The following is a 20,954-nucleotide window of genomic DNA, read 5'->3' as shown; positions in this document are numbered from 1 at the left end:
TAATGAGCGGGTTGGGCTATTTGATCGTGTCACGCTGTGATCTTGCTTGATCACGGTCGTGTCAGGAGCCCGAGATGCACCGCTCGCGTGAGTGGGTGATGAGCCGATCCGTCGTGCCTGCCACGCGGATCCCACTGTCACAGCCCGGCGTTGGCCCAGGGGTGCCGGAACAGCACAGACGCCGGTGTCGCCGGAGCTGGGGTACCTGAACCTGGACAAGAAGCCGTCAACACCTCCTTAAGCAGTGACGCAAGGCCTTCGACCAACGCGAGGTTTCGTGCGGCAGCCCCTCCCGACTCACCTGCAAGGCAGTCTGATCCACACTGGTACCGACTCCTGATGAGCTGAGGGCCACCGAACCGAAATCGAATCACCAGGCGGCCGTGATGACCGGGAATGCCGAAGCCCCCCAGCAGCACCCTGACCCCACGCTGCGCCTGCGTCTGGGCACTGAGTTGGAGCGGATCGCCGAGCAGCTCAGATCGTTGGCCCGGGCCCAGGACCAGTTGCATGACCTGTACGAAGCCGTCCTGAGCCGCGACGTAGAGCTGCCCGTCGTGCTGGGTCTGATCGTGTCCACAGCGATGGAACTGGTCGGCGCCCGCTACGGCGCGCTGGGCGTGCTTGACGAGGAGGGCGAAAACCTTGAACTGTTCGTCCCCGTGGGCCTGTCCGAGCAGGAACGGGCAGACCTGGTCGGCGTGGAGCTCCCTCGCGGGCGCGGTCTGCTCGGGCATCTGATCGCCCACCCTCAATCGTTGCGCGTCGATGACATCGCCGACCACCCTGACTCAGCAGGCTTCCCGCCCGGCCATCCGGCCTTGCGGACCCTGTTGGGAGCGCCGATCAGCATCCGCGGGAAGATCTACGGGGATCTGTATGTCTCCGAGCGGCTCGACGACCGGCCCTTTGATGCCCACGACGAAGTCTTGATCGTCGCGCTGGCCGGCGCCGCGGCCCTGGCCATCGACGACGCCCGCCTGTACGAGCAGGCCAGCCTCGACGCCGAGCGGTTCCAGCGGCTCCTGCTACCGAGGCTTCCCGAGCACCTGGAGCCGTTCGAGGCTGCCGCTGCCTATATTCCTGCCAGCACACCCGGACAAGTCGGCGGAGACTGGTACGACACTCTATTGGTCCCTGACCAAGCCTGCGCCGCAGTCATCGGCGATGTCGTCGGCCACGATCTCCAGGCCGCCGCCGCGATGGCCCAGACCCGCAACATGCTGCGCGCCCTCCTCTACGACCGACACACCCCGCCCAGCGCCGTCCTCAGTCGACTCGACCGCACCCTCCAAGCCATCACAGACAGCCCCGTCACCACCGCATGCCTTGCACGCATCGAACCCAGACAACCGGTTGGTTGGACACTGCGCTGGAGCACCGCAGGCCACCCCCCACCACTGCTGATCACCCCAGACCACCGGGCTCGCTATCTTCATGCCGACCCTGACTTGCCCCTCGGCGTCGACATCGCCCAGTCACGCCACGACCACACCTACCCTCTGCCCCCTGGAGCGGTGGTGATGTTCTTCACCGATGGGCTCGTCGAACACCGTGAGCACCCGATTGAAGAGAGGCTGGAACGCCTCGCAGCTATCGCTGTCGCCCACGCCGCCATGCCCCTGCACGACTTCGTGCAAGCACTGGCCGACAACCACCCCAGCGACGGCAACGACGACATGGCCATCCTCGCCCTGCGAACCCCGCCAAGCCCCGGGGAGACTCCGGACGAACACCGTCCGTCGAACGCTCGTCAGGAACGCGGCCCAGGGGACCCGCCATTGCCGATCTGACGGACAGTCACCGCTCCCCGATCAATCAGTGCGAGCTGGCCGACGGAGTCCACACCGCGCGTGCGCGTCCCGCAAGCCACGAAAGGGCCCGGCCATTCCTCATCAAGATCATCGGCTGAAGTGGCGCGAACCCAGCCGTCAAGGTCTGTGCAGACAACACGGACCGGCGTTCACCCGTTGCGCGAAGGGCCGACGGTCCCGTCGCCGCCCCGGTCCTGAATGGCTCACGTGCCGGTGGGGGAATTCCGGGCGTCGTCGGTGCGGTGCGCGATGTGCTCAGAGACCGAGACCACGCCGTCAACGCTCCGGCACAACCGCTCGATGATGGGGACCAGGCTCTTGAACTCGACAGATCCATTGAGGGTGACCTGCCCCTCACGTACCTCGACCGTCACCTCCGAGGGAGCGAGGCCCAACGTCCCCTGCAGCACATCCCGGTTGATCTCCTCGCGAATGGCGTCGTCACGGCGCAGGAAGATCCGCAGCAGGTCACTGCGGCTGACGATGCCCTGGAGCCTGTCCGTCTCGTCGACGACGGGCAGCCGCTTGACGTTCTGGACTGCCATGAGGCGGGCGGCCTCAACTACGGTCCACTCCGGACGGGCGCACACCGCGGGAGCCGACATCAGCTCCTCGGCCCTGGCCCCCTCGGCCTTGGCGCGCTCCCACGCCTCCAGATGTGGGATCGGGGTCCGGCCGGAGGGATCGGCCTGGTCCGCGGATTTGCGCAGGAGGTCGGCCTCGGACACCACCCCCATGGGGCGGTCCCGTGCATCCACCACGGGTACGGCGGTGACATCGTTCTCCGCCAACAGCTTGACGATCTCCTTGAAGGGCATGTCACGCCGTGCCCGGACGACGTCTCGGGTCATGAGCTCTGCGACCGTTCGGTGGTGCATGATGCTTCTCCCTTCGGGGGTGTGACACGCACATGTGAGGCGCATCAGGAACCAATCGCCCACAGGTGAGCCGCCCGGGTCCGTTTGGGGGGAAGCCCCAGCCTGGCCCGTTGAGCCGAGGCGGTCAGGGTTTCACCCCGTGCGGCAGCACGCCGCGCGTGGCACGTTGGATACAGCAACATAGTGAGGAAACGGCGGCGATCATGCGAGCTCACCTCGGCGATCAACTTGTGGTCGAAAGCCCAGCCACCGGCGCTACCAGGCGCGACGGCGAGATTGTCGGACTCCACCACGAGGACGGAACCCCTCCCTACGACGTGCGCTGGTCGGATACGGACGCGGTGACTCTCGTTTTCCCGGGCCCCGACGCGCATGTCCAACACATCGAACACCGGCCCGAGAGAGAAACCACGGATGAGGCGGGTGCCGAGTCCGCCAGGACCTCGCTTGGCAGGGCACCCAACCCTGGCGACATCGGTCGGCGCGTGGCGTTCGAACGCAAGCGCCAGGGACTCACCCGGGCAGAAGCAGCCCGCCTCGCCGGAATGGCGCCGGCCTACCTGGCGTATCTCGAAGAACGGCCGGCCGACCCGACTGTGGCGAGTCTCATCAGACTGGCCGGCGCGCTGGGCACCAACGTTGCAGTCCTGCGCGGAGGCGGCATCAACCGGCCGCCAGGCCAAGGTCGCGCGCTCGTGCACCCCCGGCTGCAGGACATAGGCCCAGACGAATGCCGAGCCCGGCTTTCCACGCATGGCGTGGGGCGAGTCGCGGTGTCGACACCCGACGGGCCAGCCGTCATCCCGGTGAACTACGAGGTCATCGATGACGCGATCGTTTTCCGGACCGCGCCTGCCTCGGTGCCCGCAGCAGCTGTGGGAACGGATGTCGCATTCGAGGTCGACCATGTGGATGAGGCCATGAGCCAGGGCTGGAGCGTGCTCGCAGTCGGCCCTGCACGGGTTGTTACGGAGCCCGACGCGGTACATCGGCTAGCCGTTCGCGCCCATACCAAGCCTTGGGCGGGGGGCCAACGCGAGATGTGGGTGTCGATCCGGCCCACGCGCCTAACGGGGCGTCGCATCAGTCCTGCCGATCAATGAGGGCCACGGACTGCGGCTTGCCCGGCGCGCGTTCCACGACCGCGATCTGACCGTCACCGCAAAGCAATTCCAGGAATGCGGCAGAACCGCACGGCTTCTTCCCTGGCATGCGTACGGGATGCGAAGTGTTCACACTGGCTTTGAGGAGAACCAGTCGGGGCGGTTCGGCTCAGTGGGATCTCCCTGCGCAGATCATCACGAGACAAGGCCGCGCTCCGCGGGGGTGACGTTGATGCTGCACCGGCGGGAGAGGGCGCTGCGCTTGGACGCATAGTCGTGACGGCTCCTCCCCGTCTGATGCGGTCACGGCGTCCTTGATGCGATCGGTCGGCAAGGGCATCCTCAGGGGTCACCCGTGTTTCGTGGAAGGCGGGGAAGCGCGCAGGGTCGTCAGGCGCCGCTGGTACTCCTCCTCGTCGATCTCGCCGCGGGCGAACCGCTCGGCAAGCAGCTGTTCGTGCGAGGGCCCAGTCTGGACGTGGGGGTGCTCAGTGGTGCGGCCCAAGGCGCGGAAGATGAGCACGCCGATACCGACGATCACCACCCAGAACAAGACCATGCTCACTGACATCGCGAACCAGCCCCAGCCACCACCGTGGCCGTACCAAAACATCGCGTTTCACTTCCCGGTTGTTGCCGGGGGCCCCGGGCGCGGAGCCCGCTGTCCTGCCACGTTCTCTGTCACTGTCACTACCACGGTCCCTCGGCCCTGACCGCCGGTGTAGGGCCGGATGGTCCCCGGTTGCCGGACGGTCGGCCGCGTGCTCGCAGGACGGCCCGCAGGACGTGCCGGACGGACCTGTCCGGCACGCCCTGTGGGCCAGTAGGCCCAAGCCCGGAACAGCTCACACGGCGCAGAATGGAGGCCGGAACAATTCGAGAAGGATCGTTGCCGCGCCGAATCCTCGTACTTCGCCGTCGTGGGAAACCGGCGTGCCGACGGCGGTCGCGCCCCCGGCAGGCTGGGCCATTCAACGGAAGGAAGTCTTGGCCATGACCCTGCACACCAGCACCGAGAAGCCACGCAGCAAGCACTGGGACGTGCGTCTGGACCTCTTCGAGGAAGGTGACATCACCAAGGTTCACGCCGTCCTCGACACCGGTGACACCACCCTTCGGAGTCGCACCTCCGCCCAGCGCAACCCTAACGACACACCCGTTCCCGAGATCGGCGACGAGTTCGCCGTCGGCCGGGCCCTGATCGACCTCGGTAACCAGCTGCTCCGCGCCGGAAGAGCCGACTCCGCGTCGGGTGACCTTGCCGCGCCCGGTTGAACGGGCGTCGAGGGCAGCCGCCCCGACTGGTGGACAGAAAAGGTCCGCCGCTGCACAGCGTCGGCCGTCGCGCTGCCGCCCGATGTCCGACCCTCGGGATGCACCTGTACGCGGCACCGATGCGTGCCGTGCGGCATTCCCCTGCTGTCTGCCCAGTACGGCTGACCTCCATCGAGGTGCAGGGGCGACTGTCGCAGTACGGCCGAACGAGCTGCGTCGACGCGGCGACCTACGCTGGCCCAGTACGCTGCCACGCCGATTCACGCACCGCCCTCGTTCGGCTTTCAGGTCCGCTCGACGGTGAGATTGAGGAAGTGGGCCGAGCATGAGATGCACGGGTCGTGATTGCGGACCGCCCGTTCGCACAGGGCGGTCAGCTCCGCGTCGGTGGGATCGCCGTCTCCCAGGCGTTCCTGCACGATTCGGCGGAGGTCCTCCTCGATCGCACCCAGGTTCTGCGCGGTCGGCGGGACAAGGCTGGCGTCGGTGACGATCCCTTCGGAGTCGAGGGTGTAGCGGTGGTACAAGAGACCGCGCGGCGCCTCGGTCGCCCCATGCCCGGTACCGGCGCGTGAGGGCACGTCGACGTAGGGGTGCGGCGGGGGTTCGTAGGCGTCGATGATCCGCAGTGCCTCGTCGACCGCGTAGAGCACCTCAACCGCTCGGACGATGATGCTGCGGAAGGGGTTTCGACAGACGGTGCCCTGCCGGGGGTCGCCGAGTCCGGCGTCGTAGGCAGCCTGGAGGGCGATCGGGGACAGCCAGCGGCCGCTGATGGCGTAACGGGCGAGTGAGCCGGTGAGATGGCGGCGGTTGTCCAGCAGGGAGTGGAGGGCGGTGGAGTGGGGTACCTGGCTCTCGGCGACGTGGGCGCCGAACTCGTGGACCCCAAAGGTACGAGTGGGCAGCGCGCGGTCGGATTCGGGGGGAAGGCAGCCGGTGTGCGGCGCGGGCATGACGGTCGGGGTGCCGGACTCGATGGCATAGGTGCCGGGCTCGGACAGAGCGAACAGGTCGTTATCACAACCGGCGTCAGGGAACTCGAAGCCGGCAACCCAACGGACGGTTTGGGCCGCGTCGTCCCGGGCCCGACGCAACCGGTCGGTCAGCGGGCGCAGTTCGGTCGTGCTCGGGATGCGGTGGAAGCCACCGAGGCGGACATTGACCGGGTGGATCGCCCGGCCGCCCAGCAGTTCGAGGATCGCGTTGCCGGCCTGCTTGAGCCGAAGGCCGCGTTCGATGTCGGCGCGCCGGGTGCGTGCGAGGTCGATGGCGCTGTCGCAGCCGAAGAAGTCGGGTGCGTGGAGAAGGTAGATGTGCAGCGTCTGGCTCTCGATCCATTCGCCGCAGTAGAGCAGTCGGCGCAGCGCCGCCAACTGCCCGTCCACGACGACGCCGCAGGCGTCCTCGATCGCTCGGCAGGCGCTCATCTGGTACGCGACCGGGCAGATCCCGCACACTCGGGAGGTGATGTCGGGCGGCTCGGCGTAGGAGCGTCCGCGTAGGAACGCCTCGAAGAAGCGTGGCGGTTCGTAGATCGCCAGCCTGGCCTCTGCGACCTCGCCGCCGCCCATGCGCAGATGCAGTGCGCCCTCACCCTCGACGCGGGCGAGCGATCCGACTTTCAACACCCTTGAGCCGCGGTGGGTCACTCTTCCAGTTCCTTCCGGGAGGCCGCATCGAACTCAGGAGCGGCGGTATTGAAGGTGCGCAGCACCCTCACCACGTCGAGAGTGTCCATGCCATCTCGGCGCAGGAGGGGAATGAACGAGGGGAAGTTGGTCGAGTTGGACGGGCCGAAGCAGCCGTAACAGCCGCGCCCGTACGCTGGGCAGATCGCACCGCATCCGGCGTGGGTGACCGGACCCAGGCAGGGTGTACCATGCGCCACCGTCACGCAGACCGTGCCTCGCTGCTTACACTCGAAGCAGACGCTGTGTGCGGGTACGTCGGGTTTGCGTTCGGCCAGGTAGGCGGTGATGACCTCTACCAGTTGGCCTCGGTCGATGGGGCAGCCGCGCAGTTCGAAGTCCACCGGGACATGGGCGCTGATGGGTGTGGAGGTGGAGAGCGTCTCGATGTAGTCCGGTCTGGCATAGACGACAGCCTGGAAGTCAGCGACGTCCGCGTAGTTGCGCAGCGCCTGGACGCCACCTGCGGTCGCGCACGCCCCGATGGTGACCAACCGCTTGGAGACGGCCCGGATGTGCCGGGCCCGGTCGACGTCCTGCTGGGTGGTCACCGATCCCTCGATCAGCGACAGGTCGTACGGGCCCGGCGCGTCGGTGCTGGAAGCCTCCAGGAAGTGTGAGATCTCCACCCTCTCGGCGATGCCGAGGAGTTCGTCCTCGCAGTCCAGCAAAGTGAGCTGGCATCCGTCGCAGGAGGCGAACTTCCAGACGGCGAGTTTCGGACGATCGCTCCCGGTCATGTCACAACTCCCTGACCATGAGGAGGTGTGCGGCCTTGTTCCAGCTGACGACGGGGCCGTCGCGGCAGAGCAGGAGGGGGCCGAGCTGGCAGTGCCCGCAGTGGCCAGTGGCACAGTGCACATTGCGTTCCAGCGAGACCCGAATCAGCTCCGGATCGACGCCACGGTGCGCCAGTTCGCCGGCGGTGGCGCGCATCATCGGCTCGGGGCCGCAGATGAACGCCGCCGACGCCCCGGGATCGAAGGCGGCCCGGTCGAGCAGGGTCGTGACGACGCCGACCTCGCCCTGCCACAGCGGGTCCGCGCGGTCCACGGTGGTCAAGACCCGGGCAGCCGACTGCCAACTGCGAACGTCCTCGGCGTAGAGCAACTCGTGGGGCGTGCGGGCTCCGATGAGAACGTTCAGCCGTCCGTAGCGCTCAGGGGTGGCGAGCGCGTCGCGTACGAGCGGGCGCAGCGGCGCCAGACCGATACCTCCAGCTACGACGAGCAGGTCGTTCCCAACTGCGGCGGGTAGTTCCCAGCCGGTGCCGAACGGGCCGCGCACTCCGACCGTGTCACCACGCCGCAGCCCGTGCAGCGCGCCGGAGACCGCTCCGACCGTGCGGACGGTGTGCGTCAGTCGGTGCCCGTTGATCCCGGAGACCGACAACGGGATGTCGCCGATGCCGAAGGCGTACACCATCGCGAACTGCCCAGGAGTGAAGGGCTGCAGGGTCGAGCGGACCGGTTCCAGGACGATCGTGGCGGTGTCGGGCGTCTCGGCCTCGCGTTCCACCACCCGGTACGGAATGGGGACGGTTCCCGGCCGAGCAGTCAATGTTGCGGAAGCCGTCATCACGATTCACCGGCGTCGGGGGGCCCGTACAGGTCGAGCAGGCGGATTCGGGTGGACTTCAGCCGCCCTGCGATCACCTGCGCAACGCAGTTGGTCAACGCCAAGCCGAACGACGGATCCTTCTCGCACGCGGCTCGGACCTGCTGCGCGTCGAACTCTGACGCCGACACGGTGCTGCGGGCCTGCGCGCCGAGGTGCCAGAGGTACGGCTCGAACAGCCAGGACCAGCCCAGCAGATCGCCTTCACCAAGGGTCTCCAGGACTGCCTCGCGGCGGGCCGGAACGTGAACGTCGAGCGCAACGAGCCCGGAACGGATGATCCAGAACCGGTCGGCGACACCGCCCTCGTCGAAGATGCGGGTGCCACCGGGGAAGGAGACATCGTGGGCGAACGTGACCAGCCGCTCGCGGTGGCCGGGCGACAGGGCACCGAGAAACCCGTGGCGCACAACGGTCATTTCGGGCTCTCCCCCGGCTCCTGCCGGGCGGCCTCCCGTTCCAGGTTCAGCGCATGGGCCTCCTCGGTGATGTCGATACCGACCGGGCACCACACGATGCAGCGCCCGCAGCCGACGCACCCGGAGCTGTCGAACTGGTCGTACCAGGTGCCGAGTTTATGGGTGGCCCACTGCCGGTAGCGGCTATGCGAGGAGTTGCGGACAGGCCCCGCCTGCAGATGGGAGAAATCCAGGTCGAAGCAGGACTCCCAGCGCCGCCATCGCTCGGCGTGTTCACCGGTGAGGTCCGTGACGTCCTCGGTGGTGGTGCAGAAGCAAGTCGGGCAGACCATGGTGCAGTTTCCGCAGGTCAAACAGCGGGCCGCGACATCGTCCCAGCGCTCGGCCGTGAGCGTCTCGCGCATCAGCATCTGCAGGTCCACCAACGGCATGCTGCGGCCCATGCGATCCGCCGCCTCGGCGACACGCTCACGCGCCGCGGTCCGAGTCGCGGCGTCGGCGGGACCGTGGGGCAGATCGGCCAGGACTGACTCTCCCTCCTCGCTCCCGATCCGCACCAGGAAGCGGTGGCCGTCGGAATCGAGCACCTCGGTCAGCGCCAGGTCGTAGCCGGGCCCCACGGCCGGCCCGCTGCCCATGGACACGCAGAAGCAGGTGGCACCCGGCTCGGTACACTCCGCCGCCACCAAGAAGGCCCGCTCACGACGCCCACGGTACGCCGGGTCGTTGTACTTCCCGCCGGTCAGCACCCGGTCCTGAATTGCGATGGCCCGCAAGTCGCAGGGGCGCACGCCGAGGAACGCGTACGCCGACGGTGATGTCCGGTCCTCGGTCACCATGAGCTCGCCGTCGGCACCGCGATCGGCAGTCCACTGCCGCTCCCGGGGCGGATGCAGAAACGTCTTCCAGGACTGAGGGCCCGCGCTGTGAGCGAACACGGCGCCGTCCTCACGGGCACGCAGCCGGTAGACGCCTGCCTCCAACTCGACTCCCCAGCCGTAGGGGAGTTCGGCACCGCCGGAGATCTCGGACAGGACGATCGCCCCGTCGCGGACGGTCGGTCCCACGACCGTACGGCCACGCCCGGCCAGGACCGTGATCAGCGCGTCCAGGCCGTCCTTGCCGATCACTGCGGCCGTGCCGCCGTCGTCCGCCATCGCCAACCTTCCGACGTCGCCGATGATGCCTTCCCGGCCAGTATGCGCACGGTCCTGCTGCTCGGCATGGGCCGACCGGCCCCTGCGTGGTCCAGGTGGCGGTGTCCGTCACCCCGTACGGCCCCCGCGCGGACCCGGTACAACTGCCGGGCCTGTCCGGCGGGAAGGGGCAAGCGTGTGAACCTCACTACGCGGATCGCCGTCATCGGCGTCGGGAACGAGTTCCGCCACGACGACGGTGTGGGCTGGGCCGTCGTGGCCCGGCTGACAGAACGAGCCGAGGAATGGCCACTGCCGAGTGGGACCGCCCTTCTGGTGTGCGACGGTGACCCCGCCCGACTGATCACCCTGTGGGAAGACGCCGACCTCGCCATCGTGGTGGACGCCGCACACGCACACCCCGGGCATCCCGGTCGGCTACATCGCCTGGAACTGGATGGTGGGCAGCTGTCGCAGACAGGCAGTGCGACGAGTTCCCACGGGCTCGGGCTCGGCGACGCCGTCGAACTCGCCCGCGAACTGGACCGCCTGCCCGGACAACTGGTCGTCTACGCCATCGAGGGAGCCGACAGCAGCCTGGGCACCGGCCTGTCAGCACCCGTCGCAGCCATCGTGGAGCCGCTCGCCGAACGGATCGCGGAAGAAGTCGCGCTGCATGTGGGTTCTGCTGGCAGCCGATAGGCGCGAATTGGCTGCGTGCGACGTGTACGTTCCCTTGCGCGCCGCCATCTCCTATGCCAGAGCGCTTCTGCACCCGGTCCCCCGGCGCACCCCGGGCCGCTCGCCCGCCACCCTCAGCGGGCGGCGGCACCACACCCGCCAGTGGCACGGCCACGGAGACACCCGCGTCACCTGTCTGCCGCCCGAGCCATACGCGGACGCCGTAACGGGTCCGCGCGGCGAGGTCCGTTCGGCGCTGACGCTTGACTTCGAGCGTGGTCCCGTCCGTAACGTCATCCCATGGCAGACGAGAAAGGCACAGGCAGGCCCGGAAAGCTGCGACGCTCGCTGTACGAACCGGAGCTGTACCGACTCCAGACCGAGCTCGTGAAGCTCCAGGAGTGGGTACGGGCCGAAGGCGCACGACTCGTCGTGGTGTTCGAGGGACGTGACGCGGCCGGCAAGGGCAGCACGATCAAGCGCGTCACTGAACACCTCAATCCCCGGGTAGCACGCATCGTCGCCCTGCCGCAGCCCACCGAGCGCGAGCGCAGCCAGTGGTACTTCCAGCGGTACACAGAGCATCTTCCAGCTGCAGGGGAGGTGGTCCTCCTCGACCGGAGCTGGTACAACCGCGCGGGCGTCGAGCGCGTCATGGGTTTCTGCACCATGGAGGAACACCAGAGGTTCCTTCGCCAATGCCCGATCTTCGAGCGAATGCTCGTGGAGGACGGCATTCTGTTGCGCAAGTACTGGTTCTCGGTGAGTGACGCCGTGCAGGAGGAACGGTTCCGACGCCGGCTCCAGGATCCCACCCGCCGATGGAAGCTCTCGCAGATGGACCTGGAATCGATCACCCGCTGGGAGGCCTACTCCCGTGCAAAGGACGAGATGTTCGTCCATACGGACATCTCGGAGGCTCCCTGGTATGTAGTCGAGAGCGACGACAAGCGCCGGGCCAGACTGAACATGATCGCCCATCTTCTGTCATCCGTGCCATACGAGACAGTCACTCCACCAGTGATCGAAATCCCTCGGCGGCCGCCGGCCACCGGATACCAACGGCCGCCGAGGGACCTTCAGACCTACGTCCCCGACCACGCCTCAGAACTAGGGACGTGAGGCGGGAAGGTGGAGCCGCCCCTGCGGACGGACGTGATCCGCCCGGGCCGCACCCATGACGGGCCCCTCTGCTACAGCGGCAGCAGGAGGTTCGCTGGGCGCCGCCTGGCGCTTGGCTGGCCCACGTGGCGTCAGAGGCCGATAGTGGAGGGGGGAGGGAAGCCAGGCGCGCGAACCGTTCAGGGCGGGAAGGTGCCGTCGATGTCGAATGCCACGAGCACCGACCTCTACGAGGTCACAATGGCCCAGTCGTACCTGAGCGAGAGCATGACCGGTTCGGCGACGTTCAGTCTGTTCGTGCGCAACCTGCCTCCGGACCGGGGCTTTCTTGTCTGTGCCGGTCTGGAATCAGTCCTCGACTTCCTTTCCGCCTATCGTGTGGACGCGGATGACGTGGATGTCTTCGCCTCTGTGATGGGACGACCGCCCGAGGATCTGGCACCACTACTCGGCCTGGAATTCAGTGGTGAGGTACGGGCAGTGCCCGAAGGGCGTATCGTGCTGGCCGGCGAACCCCTGCTGGAAATCACTGCGCCGCTTCCGCAGGCCCAGCTGGTTGAAACCTACGTACTCAACCAGCTCAACCACCAGACCGCCATCGCCTCCAAATGCGCGCGCTGCGTCCTGGCCGCCGACGGACACCAGGTCGTGGACTTCTCCCTGCGGCGCACTCATGGCATTGAAGCCGGGCACCGGGCAGCTCGGCTGGGTGCCATGGTTGGCTTCGCCGGAACCAGCAATGTGGCGGCAGCTCACTCCGAGGGCTTGTCCGCAGTAGGCACGATGGCCCACTCGTACATCGAGGCATTCGGTCTCGAGGAGGACGCGTTCCGGGCCTTCGCCCGGTCCCATCCAGGCCCTGTAACACTCCTCGTGGACACCTACGACACCGTGACGGGCGTGGCGACCGCGGCGCGTGTGCTGCGCGATCTGGGGCTCGGTCCGGGGTGCGCCATCCGGCTGGACAGCGGTGACCTCGGAGCACTGGCCGTGCGGGCGCGGACGATCCTTGATGCCGCCGGTCTACAGGAGACACGCATCGTGGCGAGCGGTGGTCTCGACGAGTTCGCCGTGGACAGTCTGGTCCGCTCCGGAGCGCCCATTGATACGTACGCCGTCGGGACCCGGATCGGCGTCTCCGCGGATGCCCCCTACCTGGATTCCGCGTACAAGCTGGTCGAGTACGACGGGCGGCCGGTAATGAAGCTTTCTTCGGCCAAGGTGACAGCGCCAGGGCGCAAGCAGGTGTTCCGAAGGCCGGGATATGCGGATCTCATAGCTCTCATCGACGAACCGCCGCCTCCGGATGGCGTCCCGCTGCTGGAGTCGGTCATGCGGGAGGGCCGACGCGTTTCGGAACGCACGGAGCTGCTCACAGCGCGGCAAAGGTTCGCGGCCGACCTCGCGGCACTGCCCCCCGGGGCCCGCACCATATGGGCACCCGTCGCGCCGAAAGCGGAACTCTCAGGGCTCCTCAACTCACTCGCGGCACATGTCCGCGAATATATCAAGAAGAATCTGATATGGGACTCTGGCGAAGTCATTTGATCCGATCTCGCCACCACGCAAAAGCCATTGTTCTCGTCAACCGATTGCAGCGCCTCTCGGATCCGCCGCTCTAACCTTTACACCCCTCACGGCAGCGGCAGTTGTCCGTGATGAACGCCGCCGCGCCACCGCAATAGCCCCGGCCCGAGGAGCACCCCATGACTGCATCCCGGTACACCGTCAGCGACGTCATGACCCACACGGCCGTGGCCATCGGCCGCGAGGCCTCGTACAAGGAGATCGTCGAGCTGATGCACCAGTGGAAGGTCAGCGCAGTGCCGGTACTCGAAGGCGAGGGCCGTGTCGTCGGGGTTGTCTCCGAGGCGGACCTGCTGCCGAAGGAGGAATTCCGGCAGGACGAGCCCAAGCTGCCCGACCAGCTCGAGGAGGCATCCAAAGCCGACGCCGTGCTGGCCGAGGAGCTGATGTCGAGTCCGGCCGTCACCGTCCACCCCGATGCCACGCTCGCCGAGGCCGCCCGCATCATGGCGCGCAAGCGGGTAAAGCGTCTGCCCGTCGTGAACAGCCTCGGCATGCTGGAGGGTGTCGTGAGCCGCAGCGACCTGCTGAAAGTGTTCCTGCGCCCGGACGAGGAGATCGGCGATGAGATCCGCTCCGCTGTCCTCGCGGAGCTCGTTCCCCCGGTCGAGCTGGAGTTCTCGGTGCTGGATGGTGTCGTCACCCTGCGAGGGCCTCTCCAAAACCGTTCCCTGGTGCCGCTTCTCGCTCGGGCCATTCGCGCGGTCGAAGGCGTCGTGGACGTGCGCATGGAGCTTGTCTGAAGCTCCCTCCAGGCACTGCGTCCTGCAACAGCCGGTCCGGCTCCGCCGTGCGGGTGGTCGCGACTCACCAGGGGCATCGACTGAGTGAAGTTCCTCCGGCGGAGTGGACACTCAACCTCCACGTTACGGGGGGGGGCAGTGTCGTGACTGCGCTGCCGCTGAAACCGGGCCGGGCCGTACCAGTCTCCTTTATCAAGCCGACTGTCGCCACAGTCGTAGGCGATGCACCGTGAACGCCACGGAGTGGAGCTCCGGGCGACCTGAAACGCTGCACTTGCACGAAGGCCTCGGCCCGCCACGTTCCGAGTGGCCCTTCTTCGTTGTGTCCGAAACACTGGAACGGTTTCTGGGACTACAGCCGATGGGGGGCCGTGTCCAGGAGGACGCAAATGGCCACAAGGCGTCAATTCATCAAGGCCGGCCTAGGCGGCGGAGCCTGCCTCTTCCTCCCGGCCGGGCCTGCCTCCACGTCGGCCTGGCCGGGGTTCGCCAGTCGCGTCCTGGACCCGACGGCAATCGACAAGTACGTCACCGAGCTCGCCGTCCCGTCAGTCATGCCCTGGGCCGAGAGGGACGAGGCAGGACACGTCGATCACTACACGATCGGTGTTCGGCAGTTTCGGCAGCAGATTCTGCCGGCCGGTATGCCTGCCACGACGGTGTGGGGATACGGGTCGACCCGACATCCGGGAAGCTTCGCCTACCCGTCATGCACCGTCGAGGCGACCTTCGGCCGGGCCATACAGGTCACGTGGGTGAACCAGCTGCTCGACCGCCACGGCAACCATCTGCCGCACCTACTGCCGGTAGACCCCACACTGCACTGGGCCAACCCTGAAGGCGGTATTTCATGGCGTGATGCCCGACCGACCTTCACCTCGACACCCGGCCCCTATACCGGGCCCGTGCCGATCGTGACCCACCTGCACGGGGGGCACAACACGCAGGAGAGCGACGGCTACCCCGAGGCGTGGTATCTACCCCGTGCATCCGACATCCCCGACGGATATGCACGGGTGGGCTCCTTCTATGAACAGTTCAAGATGATATTCGAGGACCAGTTCCATGCAGCCTGGGAGCCAGGAACCGCCGTATTCCAGTACGCCAACCAGGAGCGTGCCGCCACCTCCTGGTTCCATGACCATGCCCTGGGGGTCACTCGGCTGAACGTCTACGCGGGGCTGGCGGGCTTCTACCTCCTGCGTGGCGGGCCTGCCGACCTTCCGAGCGGTGTGCTTCCGGGGCCGGCACCGAAGCTCGGTGACCCCCCGGGGAGGCACTACTACGAGATCCCGGTCGTCATCCAGGACCGGTCGTTCTCCACCGACGGCAGCCTGTTCTACCCGGCGAGTCGTGCATCCTTCGACCACTTCACCGGTCCCTACATCCCCGGCAGTGACATCTCTCCCATCTGGAACCCGGAGTTCTTCGGCAACACGATGGTGACCAACGGCCGTACCTGGCCCACTCTCTCCGTCGAGCCGCGCCGCTACCGCCTGCGGATTCTCAACGGCTGCAACGCACGCTTCCTGATCCTGAAGATCGTCACCGACCCGATGGCCCCTCGTCCCTCAGCTCCGGTGCTCCCCTTCTGGCAGATCGGTTCGGAGGGAGGTTTCCTGCCCGCACCTGTGCAGCGCGACCAACTGCTCACCGCCCCCGCCGAACGCGCCGACGTCATCGTCGACTTCACCTCGATCCCGGTCGGCACCAATCTGTACCTCGTCAACGAGGGCCCCGACGAGCCGTTCAAGGGCGGGAAAGCGGGCACAGACTTCCAGCCGGCGGCTCCCGGGACCACCGGACAGGTCATGAAATTCACCGTGGCACGACCGCTCGCTACACCGGACAGGACCATACCCCCCGCCCAGCTCACCCTTCCGCCGTTCGAACCACTGGGTCCAGCGAGCCACACACGGCAGGTCTCCTTGCAGGAGCAGAACTCCGCAGTCCTGCGGGGGGTGGGCCCCCGCATGGTGATGCTCGGCACCGTGGACCGGCACGGAAACCGGATCCCCATGGGATGGAGTGATCCCATCACGGAGAACCCGGCACTCGGGGCGACCGAGATCTGGGAAATACACAACTCCACCAAAGACGCCCACCCGATCCACATCCACGAGGTTCAGTTCCAGGTCGTCGACCGGCAGACCGCCGGGCACAGTGCAAGACCTCCAGAGCCCGGGGAGAGCGGTTTCAAGGACACGGTGATCGCCTATCCGCACGCCATCACCCGGGTCAAAGCCACCTTCGACCGGGCGGGACAGTATGTGTGGCACTGCCACATGCTGGAACACGAGGACAACGAGATGATGCGGCCCTACCGTGTCGGCCCTCCCTGAACGGAACGCCAGAACACCTGCTTTTACGCTGCCATCGCTCTATGACGTAACCCCTCGTACCGAGTCGGCACCTACCGCCACCGTGCTCCGGTCTGCGGTGACCAGCCGGTTGAAGATCGTGCGGCGGTTCACGGTGGGCGAAGACTCGCACCAGTCTCATGACTTCGCCTCCGCGGCCTTCCTTTCCCGGAATGCATGTCGTGTGAACCGAGCAGCCAGGTAGCCACTCATAAAGGCGGCCGTCGCAAGAGCGGCCCCGGACCAACCGAGCGGCTCGGTCTCCAGAACCGACCGCAGCGGCGGAGCGTACAGGGCCGCCAGCGCCAGCAGGGCAGATGCGAGCACGGCCAGGGGGAGGAAGGGGTTCTGCCGGGTCAGTAGACGCGTCCGCAGCCCCATGACGACGCCGAGTTGCGCGCCGAGCAGCGACAGGAACAGGACGCTCTGCCATGGAAGGTCCCAGGCACGTGCAACAACCCCTGCCGCCAGACAGACCGCGGTAACGACCGTGGCCAGCACGAGGAGACGCTGCCAAGCACCGGCGCCGAGGATGTGCTGACCGGGTGGCCGCGGTGGCCTGTGCATGGCATCCGGGGACGCCGGCTCTGCGCCCATGACCACACCAGTCAGACCATGGGTCAGCAAATTGATCCACAGGATCTGGCCGGCCCGGAGGGGCAGCGGGAGTCCGACAAGGGGACCGACCAGCATGACGAGGATCTCCGCGGTACCGCCAGCCAGGCCATAAATCAAGAAGCGCCGGATGTTGTCGTACACGCGCCGGCCCTCCTCGACGGCCGCGACTACGGTCGACAGGTCATCGTCGGTGAGGACGAGGTCAGCCGCCTGTCGTGCGACCTCCGTTCCCCGCTTGCCCATGGCCACACCGATGTCGGCCCGGCGCAGGGCCGGGCCGTCGTTGACACCGTCGCCGGTCATGGCCGTGACCGCCCCTCGGGAACACCAGGCATCGACGATGTCCAGTTTCTGCTGCGGGTTCGTCCGGGCGAATACCCGTGCTGTGGTGAGGTCGTCTGTGCGCCCTGATGCCAGATCAGGGCCAGTAAGTACCGAGTCGTCACCGCAGACTCCGTCAATGAGTCCCACACGAGCGGCCACCGCGCGTGCTGTGGCGGGGTGATCTCCCGTAATAAGGACTGGTGTGATCCCCGCTGCACGGCAGGCGGCGAGCGTAGCGGCCGCCGCTGGTTTCGGGGGATCGCTGATGGCAGCGAGGCCCAGCAGCCGCAGGCCTGTCTCAGCTGTGGCAGCGTTGCTCGGTTCGTTCCGCCGCTCGGTGGATGCAACGGCGAGCACTCGGAAGCCGCGGGAAGCAAGGATCGCCGCCTGCTGTCGCGCGCCCATCAGGACGTCTTTGCGGTCGGCGAGCACGGAGACGTCGAGCACCACTTCAGGCGCGCCCTTCAAGCACACGAGCAGAGCACCTGAAGGCATTCGGTGCACTGTGGTCATGCGCTTGCGGAGACTGTCGAACGGTGCTTCCCATGTCCTCGGGTACAGCCGCCTGATTTCCGTTTGATCCGCACAACCTGCTTTGGCCGCTGCCGCCAAGAGTGCGGCTTCCATGGGGTCACCGACCGCAGTCCACCGGTTCTCATGGGCGGCATGATCCTTCGGTGGCCGCAGGGCGGCGTCATTGCACAGCGATGCCGCCGTCAGCAGGTCCCGTACGGGGCCAAGTTCAGCGGGCGTCGGCTTCCTGCCATCGACCTGGATGTCCCCATAAGGTTCGTAACCCACCCCGAAGAAATCCGCTGCAAGCCGCGGCGTCCAAACGTGCTGAACCACCATGCGACCTTCGGTGAGGGTTCCGGTCTTGTCGGTAGCCAGCACTGCCACGGAGCCGAGCGTCTCCACGGCCGGGAGCCTGCGTACGAGGGCGTGCCGGGCCGCCATACGCCGGGCGCCCAGCGCCAGTGCGAGGGTCACGACGGCAGGCAGGGACTCGGGGACCGCCGCGACGGCCAGGCTGATCGCCGTCACGGCCATGGTCCCGGCCGGCAGGCCGCGTGCGAGCCCGAAGACGAAGACCACAAGGCAGAGTCCCAGGGTGACGACGGCCAGGATGCGCCCCAGGGAGGCGAGACGGCGCTGCAGTGGTGTCGGCTCGCGTGCACCGTCGAGGAGTGCGGCGATACGGCCGAGCGCACTTTCGGCGCCGGTGACTGTGACCGTTGCGACGCCCCGTCCGCGCACCACGACAGTCCCTGCGCCCAGCAGCGCGCCGGAATCCTTGTCCACAGGGACGGACTCCCCGGTAAGCATGGATTCGTCGATGAGTAGGGCAGATGCCTCGATGAGCTCGGCGTCGGCAGCGACGATGTCGCCCTCGCCGAGCAGCAGTACGTCGCCGGGCACCACAACCGTTGCGGCAATCTCCCGTGCTGAGCCGTCCCGCAGGACACGAGCGCTCGGTGCCGACATCGCCGACAGAGCTGCCACGGCGTGGTCAGCGCGGATCTCCTGCGCGACCCCCACCGTCGTGTTGAAGACGATCACCAGACCGATGACCACCGCGTCCGCGTGATCGCCGATCACAATCGTCAGCAGTGCCGCACCGAGCAACACCATGATCAGCGGATCACCGAGCTGCGCAACGACTCGGCTGTACAGAGGTGCGCTACGCACCTCCGCCACCTCGTTGCGGCCGTGCTCGGCCAGACGGCGCTCGGCCTCCGCCGCGGTCAACCCGCCGGGCTCCTCTACCGGCACTCGTCCACGTCCGAGGTGGTAGTCACGATGAGGCTTCACACGAGGGGAACTGTGATCACCGGGCAGTGCGCGCGGTGCAGCAGTCCGTGGACGACTGAACCGAGCCGCATGCCCGTGTAACCGCCCCGGCCGCGGCGGCCCACGACGACAGCCAGGGCGTGCTCGGACGCCTTGGCGAGCTCCTCCACCGGATGTCCGGTCGGCACTTCGTGGGCCAGGTGCACGTCCGGGTACTTCAGCGACCAACCTGCTGTGGTCTCGGAGAGCATCCGACGCTGAGCCTGCACGGCGGCCTTCGCGTCGTGAAGCATGATCACGGGCGGCTGCCACACCGAGACGGCGCGGAGCGCGGCTCCGCGGAAGTCTGCCTCCTCGAACGCCAGCCCCAGCGCCGCCTTCGAGGACTCGCTGCCGTCAATTCCCACGACCAGGTAGGTCGGCTGTTGGGTGACGTGCTCCGCGTCGCCCACGACCACCACAGGACAACGTGCCCTTGCCGTGACGGGGACGACGAGGGAGCCGGCGCTGAAGTGCTCCGCCGTACGGTTCAGGTGTCGGGATCCGAGGACGACCATCCGGGCGTCCTCGGACAGTCGGGCGATCACCGAAGCCGGGAAGCCATCGAGCAGATCGGTGACCGGCTGCAGTTGCGGATGGCGCTCCCGGGCCCAGTCGGCACCTGCTTGGAGAGCGTGTGACCCGGCTTGGATCATGGACATCCTGCGCGCGCTGTCATCGCAGTGCTGCGTGTCGTGTAGTGGAGATACGACCACGACGAGCCGAAGCTCCAGCCCGCGTCGATGGGCCTCGTCCGCCGCCCAGGCCAGCGGCAGGTGCCAATCCTTGGCCGGATCGATGCCGACGACGAGCTCGCGGCGTTCAGCGGCGGCCATCACGACTCACTCCCGTGTCCGGGACCGTGCCGCGGAATAAGCTGCACTGGACAGTGCGCGTGGTGCAGGAGAGTGTGCGTCGTCCGCCCGAGGGTGCGTCCGATGTAACCGGGTGACCGCCGTCCGCCCATCACCAGCAGATCCGCGTGATGGGATGCCTCGACCAGAACTCCGGCCACGGTGAGGCTTCCCTCAGCATCCGTCTGCACGGTCAGGGCCGGGAATTCATCGCGGATCCCGTCCGCCACCGCCGTCAGTTGGTGAACCTGTTCGCCGGCCATTCCTTCGACGTTGTCGAGCATGGTCACGGCCAGTCCGGCGGACTCGAGTACGTTCCACACGTGCAACAGCCGCAGCGATGCCTGGCGGAGCTCGGCTTCGCGCGCCGCGTAGCGGGCGCATTCGCCGTCGTGCTCGTCACGGACCGCGGCGAGCACCACTCCGGCCTCACCTCCCTTCTCAACGCCCCTGACCACGATCACGGGCGTCGTGGCACCGGCAGCAACCTTCAGACCGACGGATCCGAGCATGAGAGATTCGAAACCGCCGAGACCCCGGTTCCCCACCACGACAGTGCCGCGGAGCCCCGCGGTCCGGTGCAGGCTGGGGACGGCGGAGCTGCGGCTGAGCTCCGTGGTGATGTGCACACCGGGATACTGGTCCCTGATGGCGGCGGCAGTGTCCCGCAGCAGTTCTTGGCCCGCGTTGCGTACACGCTCGATGCTCTCCACTGAAAGGTAGAGAGCCCGGCGGTCCGTGTCAGCCGCGTGGACGATGTGCAGTGGACTGTCACGGCGTACAGCCTCGGCCGCCGCCCACAACGCTGCCTGGCGGGCCGGCTTGGAGCCATCGACGCCGACGATGACGGCACCCAGTTCCAGCCTGCCAGTCGTGCCTTCCATGGTTCCTCCTCACCGAGA

18 protein-coding genes are annotated in these 20,954 nt (G+C 67.3%); 8 read left to right on the top strand and 10 right to left on the bottom strand.

Annotation, left to right across the window (positions count from 1 at the left end; all coding sequences use genetic code 11):
- The first annotated feature begins 386 nt into the window (after positions 1 to 386).
- Positions 387 to 1,793 (top strand): PP2C family protein-serine/threonine phosphatase, encoded by a 1,407-nt coding sequence (locus OHB49_RS39660; protein WP_319740170.1) that lies wholly within the window; start codon positions 387 to 389, stop codon positions 1,791 to 1,793.
- A gap of 224 nt (positions 1,794 to 2,017) precedes the next feature.
- Here OHB49_RS39660 and OHB49_RS39655 read toward each other — a convergent pair whose 3' ends face one another.
- On the bottom strand, positions 2,018 to 2,692 hold the full coding sequence (locus OHB49_RS39655; protein WP_327123633.1) for a CBS domain-containing protein: 675 nt from the start codon (positions 2,690 to 2,692) through the stop codon (positions 2,018 to 2,020).
- Positions 2,693 to 2,895: 203 nt separating this feature from the next.
- Between OHB49_RS39655 and OHB49_RS39650 the strand changes: the two genes are divergently transcribed.
- The gene (locus OHB49_RS39650; RefSeq protein ID WP_329166789.1) at positions 2,896 to 3,795 is read left to right on the top strand and encodes a pyridoxamine 5'-phosphate oxidase family protein; all 900 of its coding nucleotides are present in this window, start codon (positions 2,896 to 2,898) and stop codon (positions 3,793 to 3,795) included.
- Between the two features lie 349 nt (positions 3,796 to 4,144).
- Here OHB49_RS39650 and OHB49_RS39645 read toward each other — a convergent pair whose 3' ends face one another.
- Entirely contained in the window at positions 4,145 to 4,354 is a 210-nt protein-coding gene (locus OHB49_RS39645) for an SHOCT domain-containing protein (RefSeq protein ID WP_329165773.1), read from the bottom strand.
- Positions 4,355 to 4,788: 434 nt separating this feature from the next.
- On the opposite strand from OHB49_RS39645, the gene OHB49_RS39640 reads away from it, so the two are divergent.
- Complete coding sequence (locus OHB49_RS39640) at positions 4,789 to 5,070, top strand: dsRBD fold-containing protein (RefSeq protein ID WP_327123634.1); 282 nt, start codon at positions 4,789 to 4,791, stop codon at positions 5,068 to 5,070.
- A gap of 284 nt (positions 5,071 to 5,354) precedes the next feature.
- On the opposite strand, the gene OHB49_RS39635 is transcribed toward OHB49_RS39640, so the two are convergent.
- Genes OHB49_RS39635 through OHB49_RS39615 form a run of 5 tightly spaced genes read right to left on the bottom strand, consistent with a single transcriptional unit; the run spans position 5,355 to position 9,954 of the window.
- Entirely contained in the window at positions 5,355 to 6,722 is a 1,368-nt protein-coding gene (locus OHB49_RS39635) for a Ni/Fe hydrogenase subunit alpha (protein ID WP_329165772.1), read from the bottom strand.
- Complete coding sequence (locus OHB49_RS39630; protein WP_327123636.1) at positions 6,719 to 7,501, bottom strand: oxidoreductase; 783 nt, start codon at positions 7,499 to 7,501, stop codon at positions 6,719 to 6,721. The genes OHB49_RS39635 and OHB49_RS39630 overlap by 4 nt, the downstream gene beginning before the upstream one ends.
- Before the next feature lies 1 nt (position 7,502).
- Positions 7,503 to 8,339 carry an FAD/NAD(P)-binding protein gene (locus OHB49_RS39625; RefSeq protein ID WP_329165771.1) on the bottom strand — a complete coding sequence of 279 codons (837 nt, stop codon included), beginning with the start codon at positions 8,337 to 8,339 and terminating at the stop codon, positions 7,503 to 7,505.
- Entirely contained in the window at positions 8,339 to 8,797 is a 459-nt protein-coding gene (locus tag OHB49_RS39620; protein WP_329165769.1) for a Crp/Fnr family transcriptional regulator, read from the bottom strand. Before OHB49_RS39620 ends, OHB49_RS39625 begins: the two co-directional genes overlap by 1 nt.
- Positions 8,794 to 9,954, bottom strand: coding sequence for a 4Fe-4S dicluster domain-containing protein (locus tag OHB49_RS39615; RefSeq protein WP_329165768.1), 1,161 nt, complete (start codon positions 9,952 to 9,954; stop codon positions 8,794 to 8,796). Before OHB49_RS39615 ends, OHB49_RS39620 begins: the two co-directional genes overlap by 4 nt.
- 177 nt (positions 9,955 to 10,131) lie before the next feature.
- On the opposite strand from OHB49_RS39615, the gene OHB49_RS39610 reads away from it, so the two are divergent.
- The 5 genes from OHB49_RS39610 to OHB49_RS39590 all read left to right on the top strand — a co-directional run bounded on the left by OHB49_RS39610 (position 10,132) and on the right by OHB49_RS39590 (position 16,408).
- The gene (locus OHB49_RS39610; protein ID WP_329165767.1) at positions 10,132 to 10,635 is read left to right on the top strand and encodes a hydrogenase maturation protease; all 504 of its coding nucleotides are present in this window, start codon (positions 10,132 to 10,134) and stop codon (positions 10,633 to 10,635) included.
- 279 nt (positions 10,636 to 10,914) lie between these two features.
- A complete protein-coding gene (ppk2, locus tag OHB49_RS39605) occupies positions 10,915 to 11,736 on the top strand; it encodes a polyphosphate kinase 2 (protein WP_329165766.1) in 822 nt (273 codons plus the stop codon).
- A 201-nt stretch (positions 11,737 to 11,937) separates the two neighbouring features.
- Positions 11,938 to 13,284, top strand: a complete 1,347-nt coding sequence (locus tag OHB49_RS39600; protein ID WP_327123641.1) for a nicotinate phosphoribosyltransferase — start codon at positions 11,938 to 11,940, stop codon at positions 13,282 to 13,284.
- 158 nt (positions 13,285 to 13,442) lie between these two features.
- On the top strand, positions 13,443 to 14,066 hold the full coding sequence (locus OHB49_RS39595) for a CBS domain-containing protein (protein ID WP_329165765.1): 624 nt from the start codon (positions 13,443 to 13,445) through the stop codon (positions 14,064 to 14,066).
- A gap of 389 nt (positions 14,067 to 14,455) precedes the next feature.
- Positions 14,456 to 16,408: a multicopper oxidase family protein gene (locus OHB49_RS39590; RefSeq protein ID WP_329165763.1), complete on the top strand. Its 1,953-nt coding sequence runs from the start codon at positions 14,456 to 14,458 to the stop codon at positions 16,406 to 16,408.
- Positions 16,409 to 16,564: 156 nt separating this feature from the next.
- Here OHB49_RS39590 and OHB49_RS39585 read toward each other — a convergent pair whose 3' ends face one another.
- Genes OHB49_RS39585 through OHB49_RS39575 form a run of 3 tightly spaced genes read right to left on the bottom strand, consistent with a single transcriptional unit; the run spans position 16,565 to position 20,936 of the window.
- Positions 16,565 to 19,117, bottom strand: coding sequence for a cation-translocating P-type ATPase (locus OHB49_RS39585; RefSeq protein WP_329165762.1), 2,553 nt, complete (start codon positions 19,115 to 19,117; stop codon positions 16,565 to 16,567).
- A gap of 59 nt (positions 19,118 to 19,176) precedes the next feature.
- Entirely contained in the window at positions 19,177 to 20,034 is an 858-nt protein-coding gene (locus OHB49_RS39580) for a universal stress protein (RefSeq protein WP_326632984.1), read from the bottom strand.
- Positions 20,034 to 20,936 (bottom strand): universal stress protein, encoded by a 903-nt coding sequence (locus OHB49_RS39575; RefSeq protein WP_329165761.1) that lies wholly within the window; start codon positions 20,934 to 20,936, stop codon positions 20,034 to 20,036. The genes OHB49_RS39580 and OHB49_RS39575 overlap by 1 nt, the downstream gene beginning before the upstream one ends.
- Positions 20,937 to 20,954: the final 18 nt, after the last annotated feature.

It is taken from the genome of Streptomyces sp. NBC_01717 (genome assembly GCF_036248255.1).
GTDB lineage: Bacteria > Actinomycetota > Actinomycetes > Streptomycetales > Streptomycetaceae > Streptomyces.
Note: the sequence above shows the minus strand (reverse complement) of the source record. Positions and strands in the feature narration are given on the sequence as shown.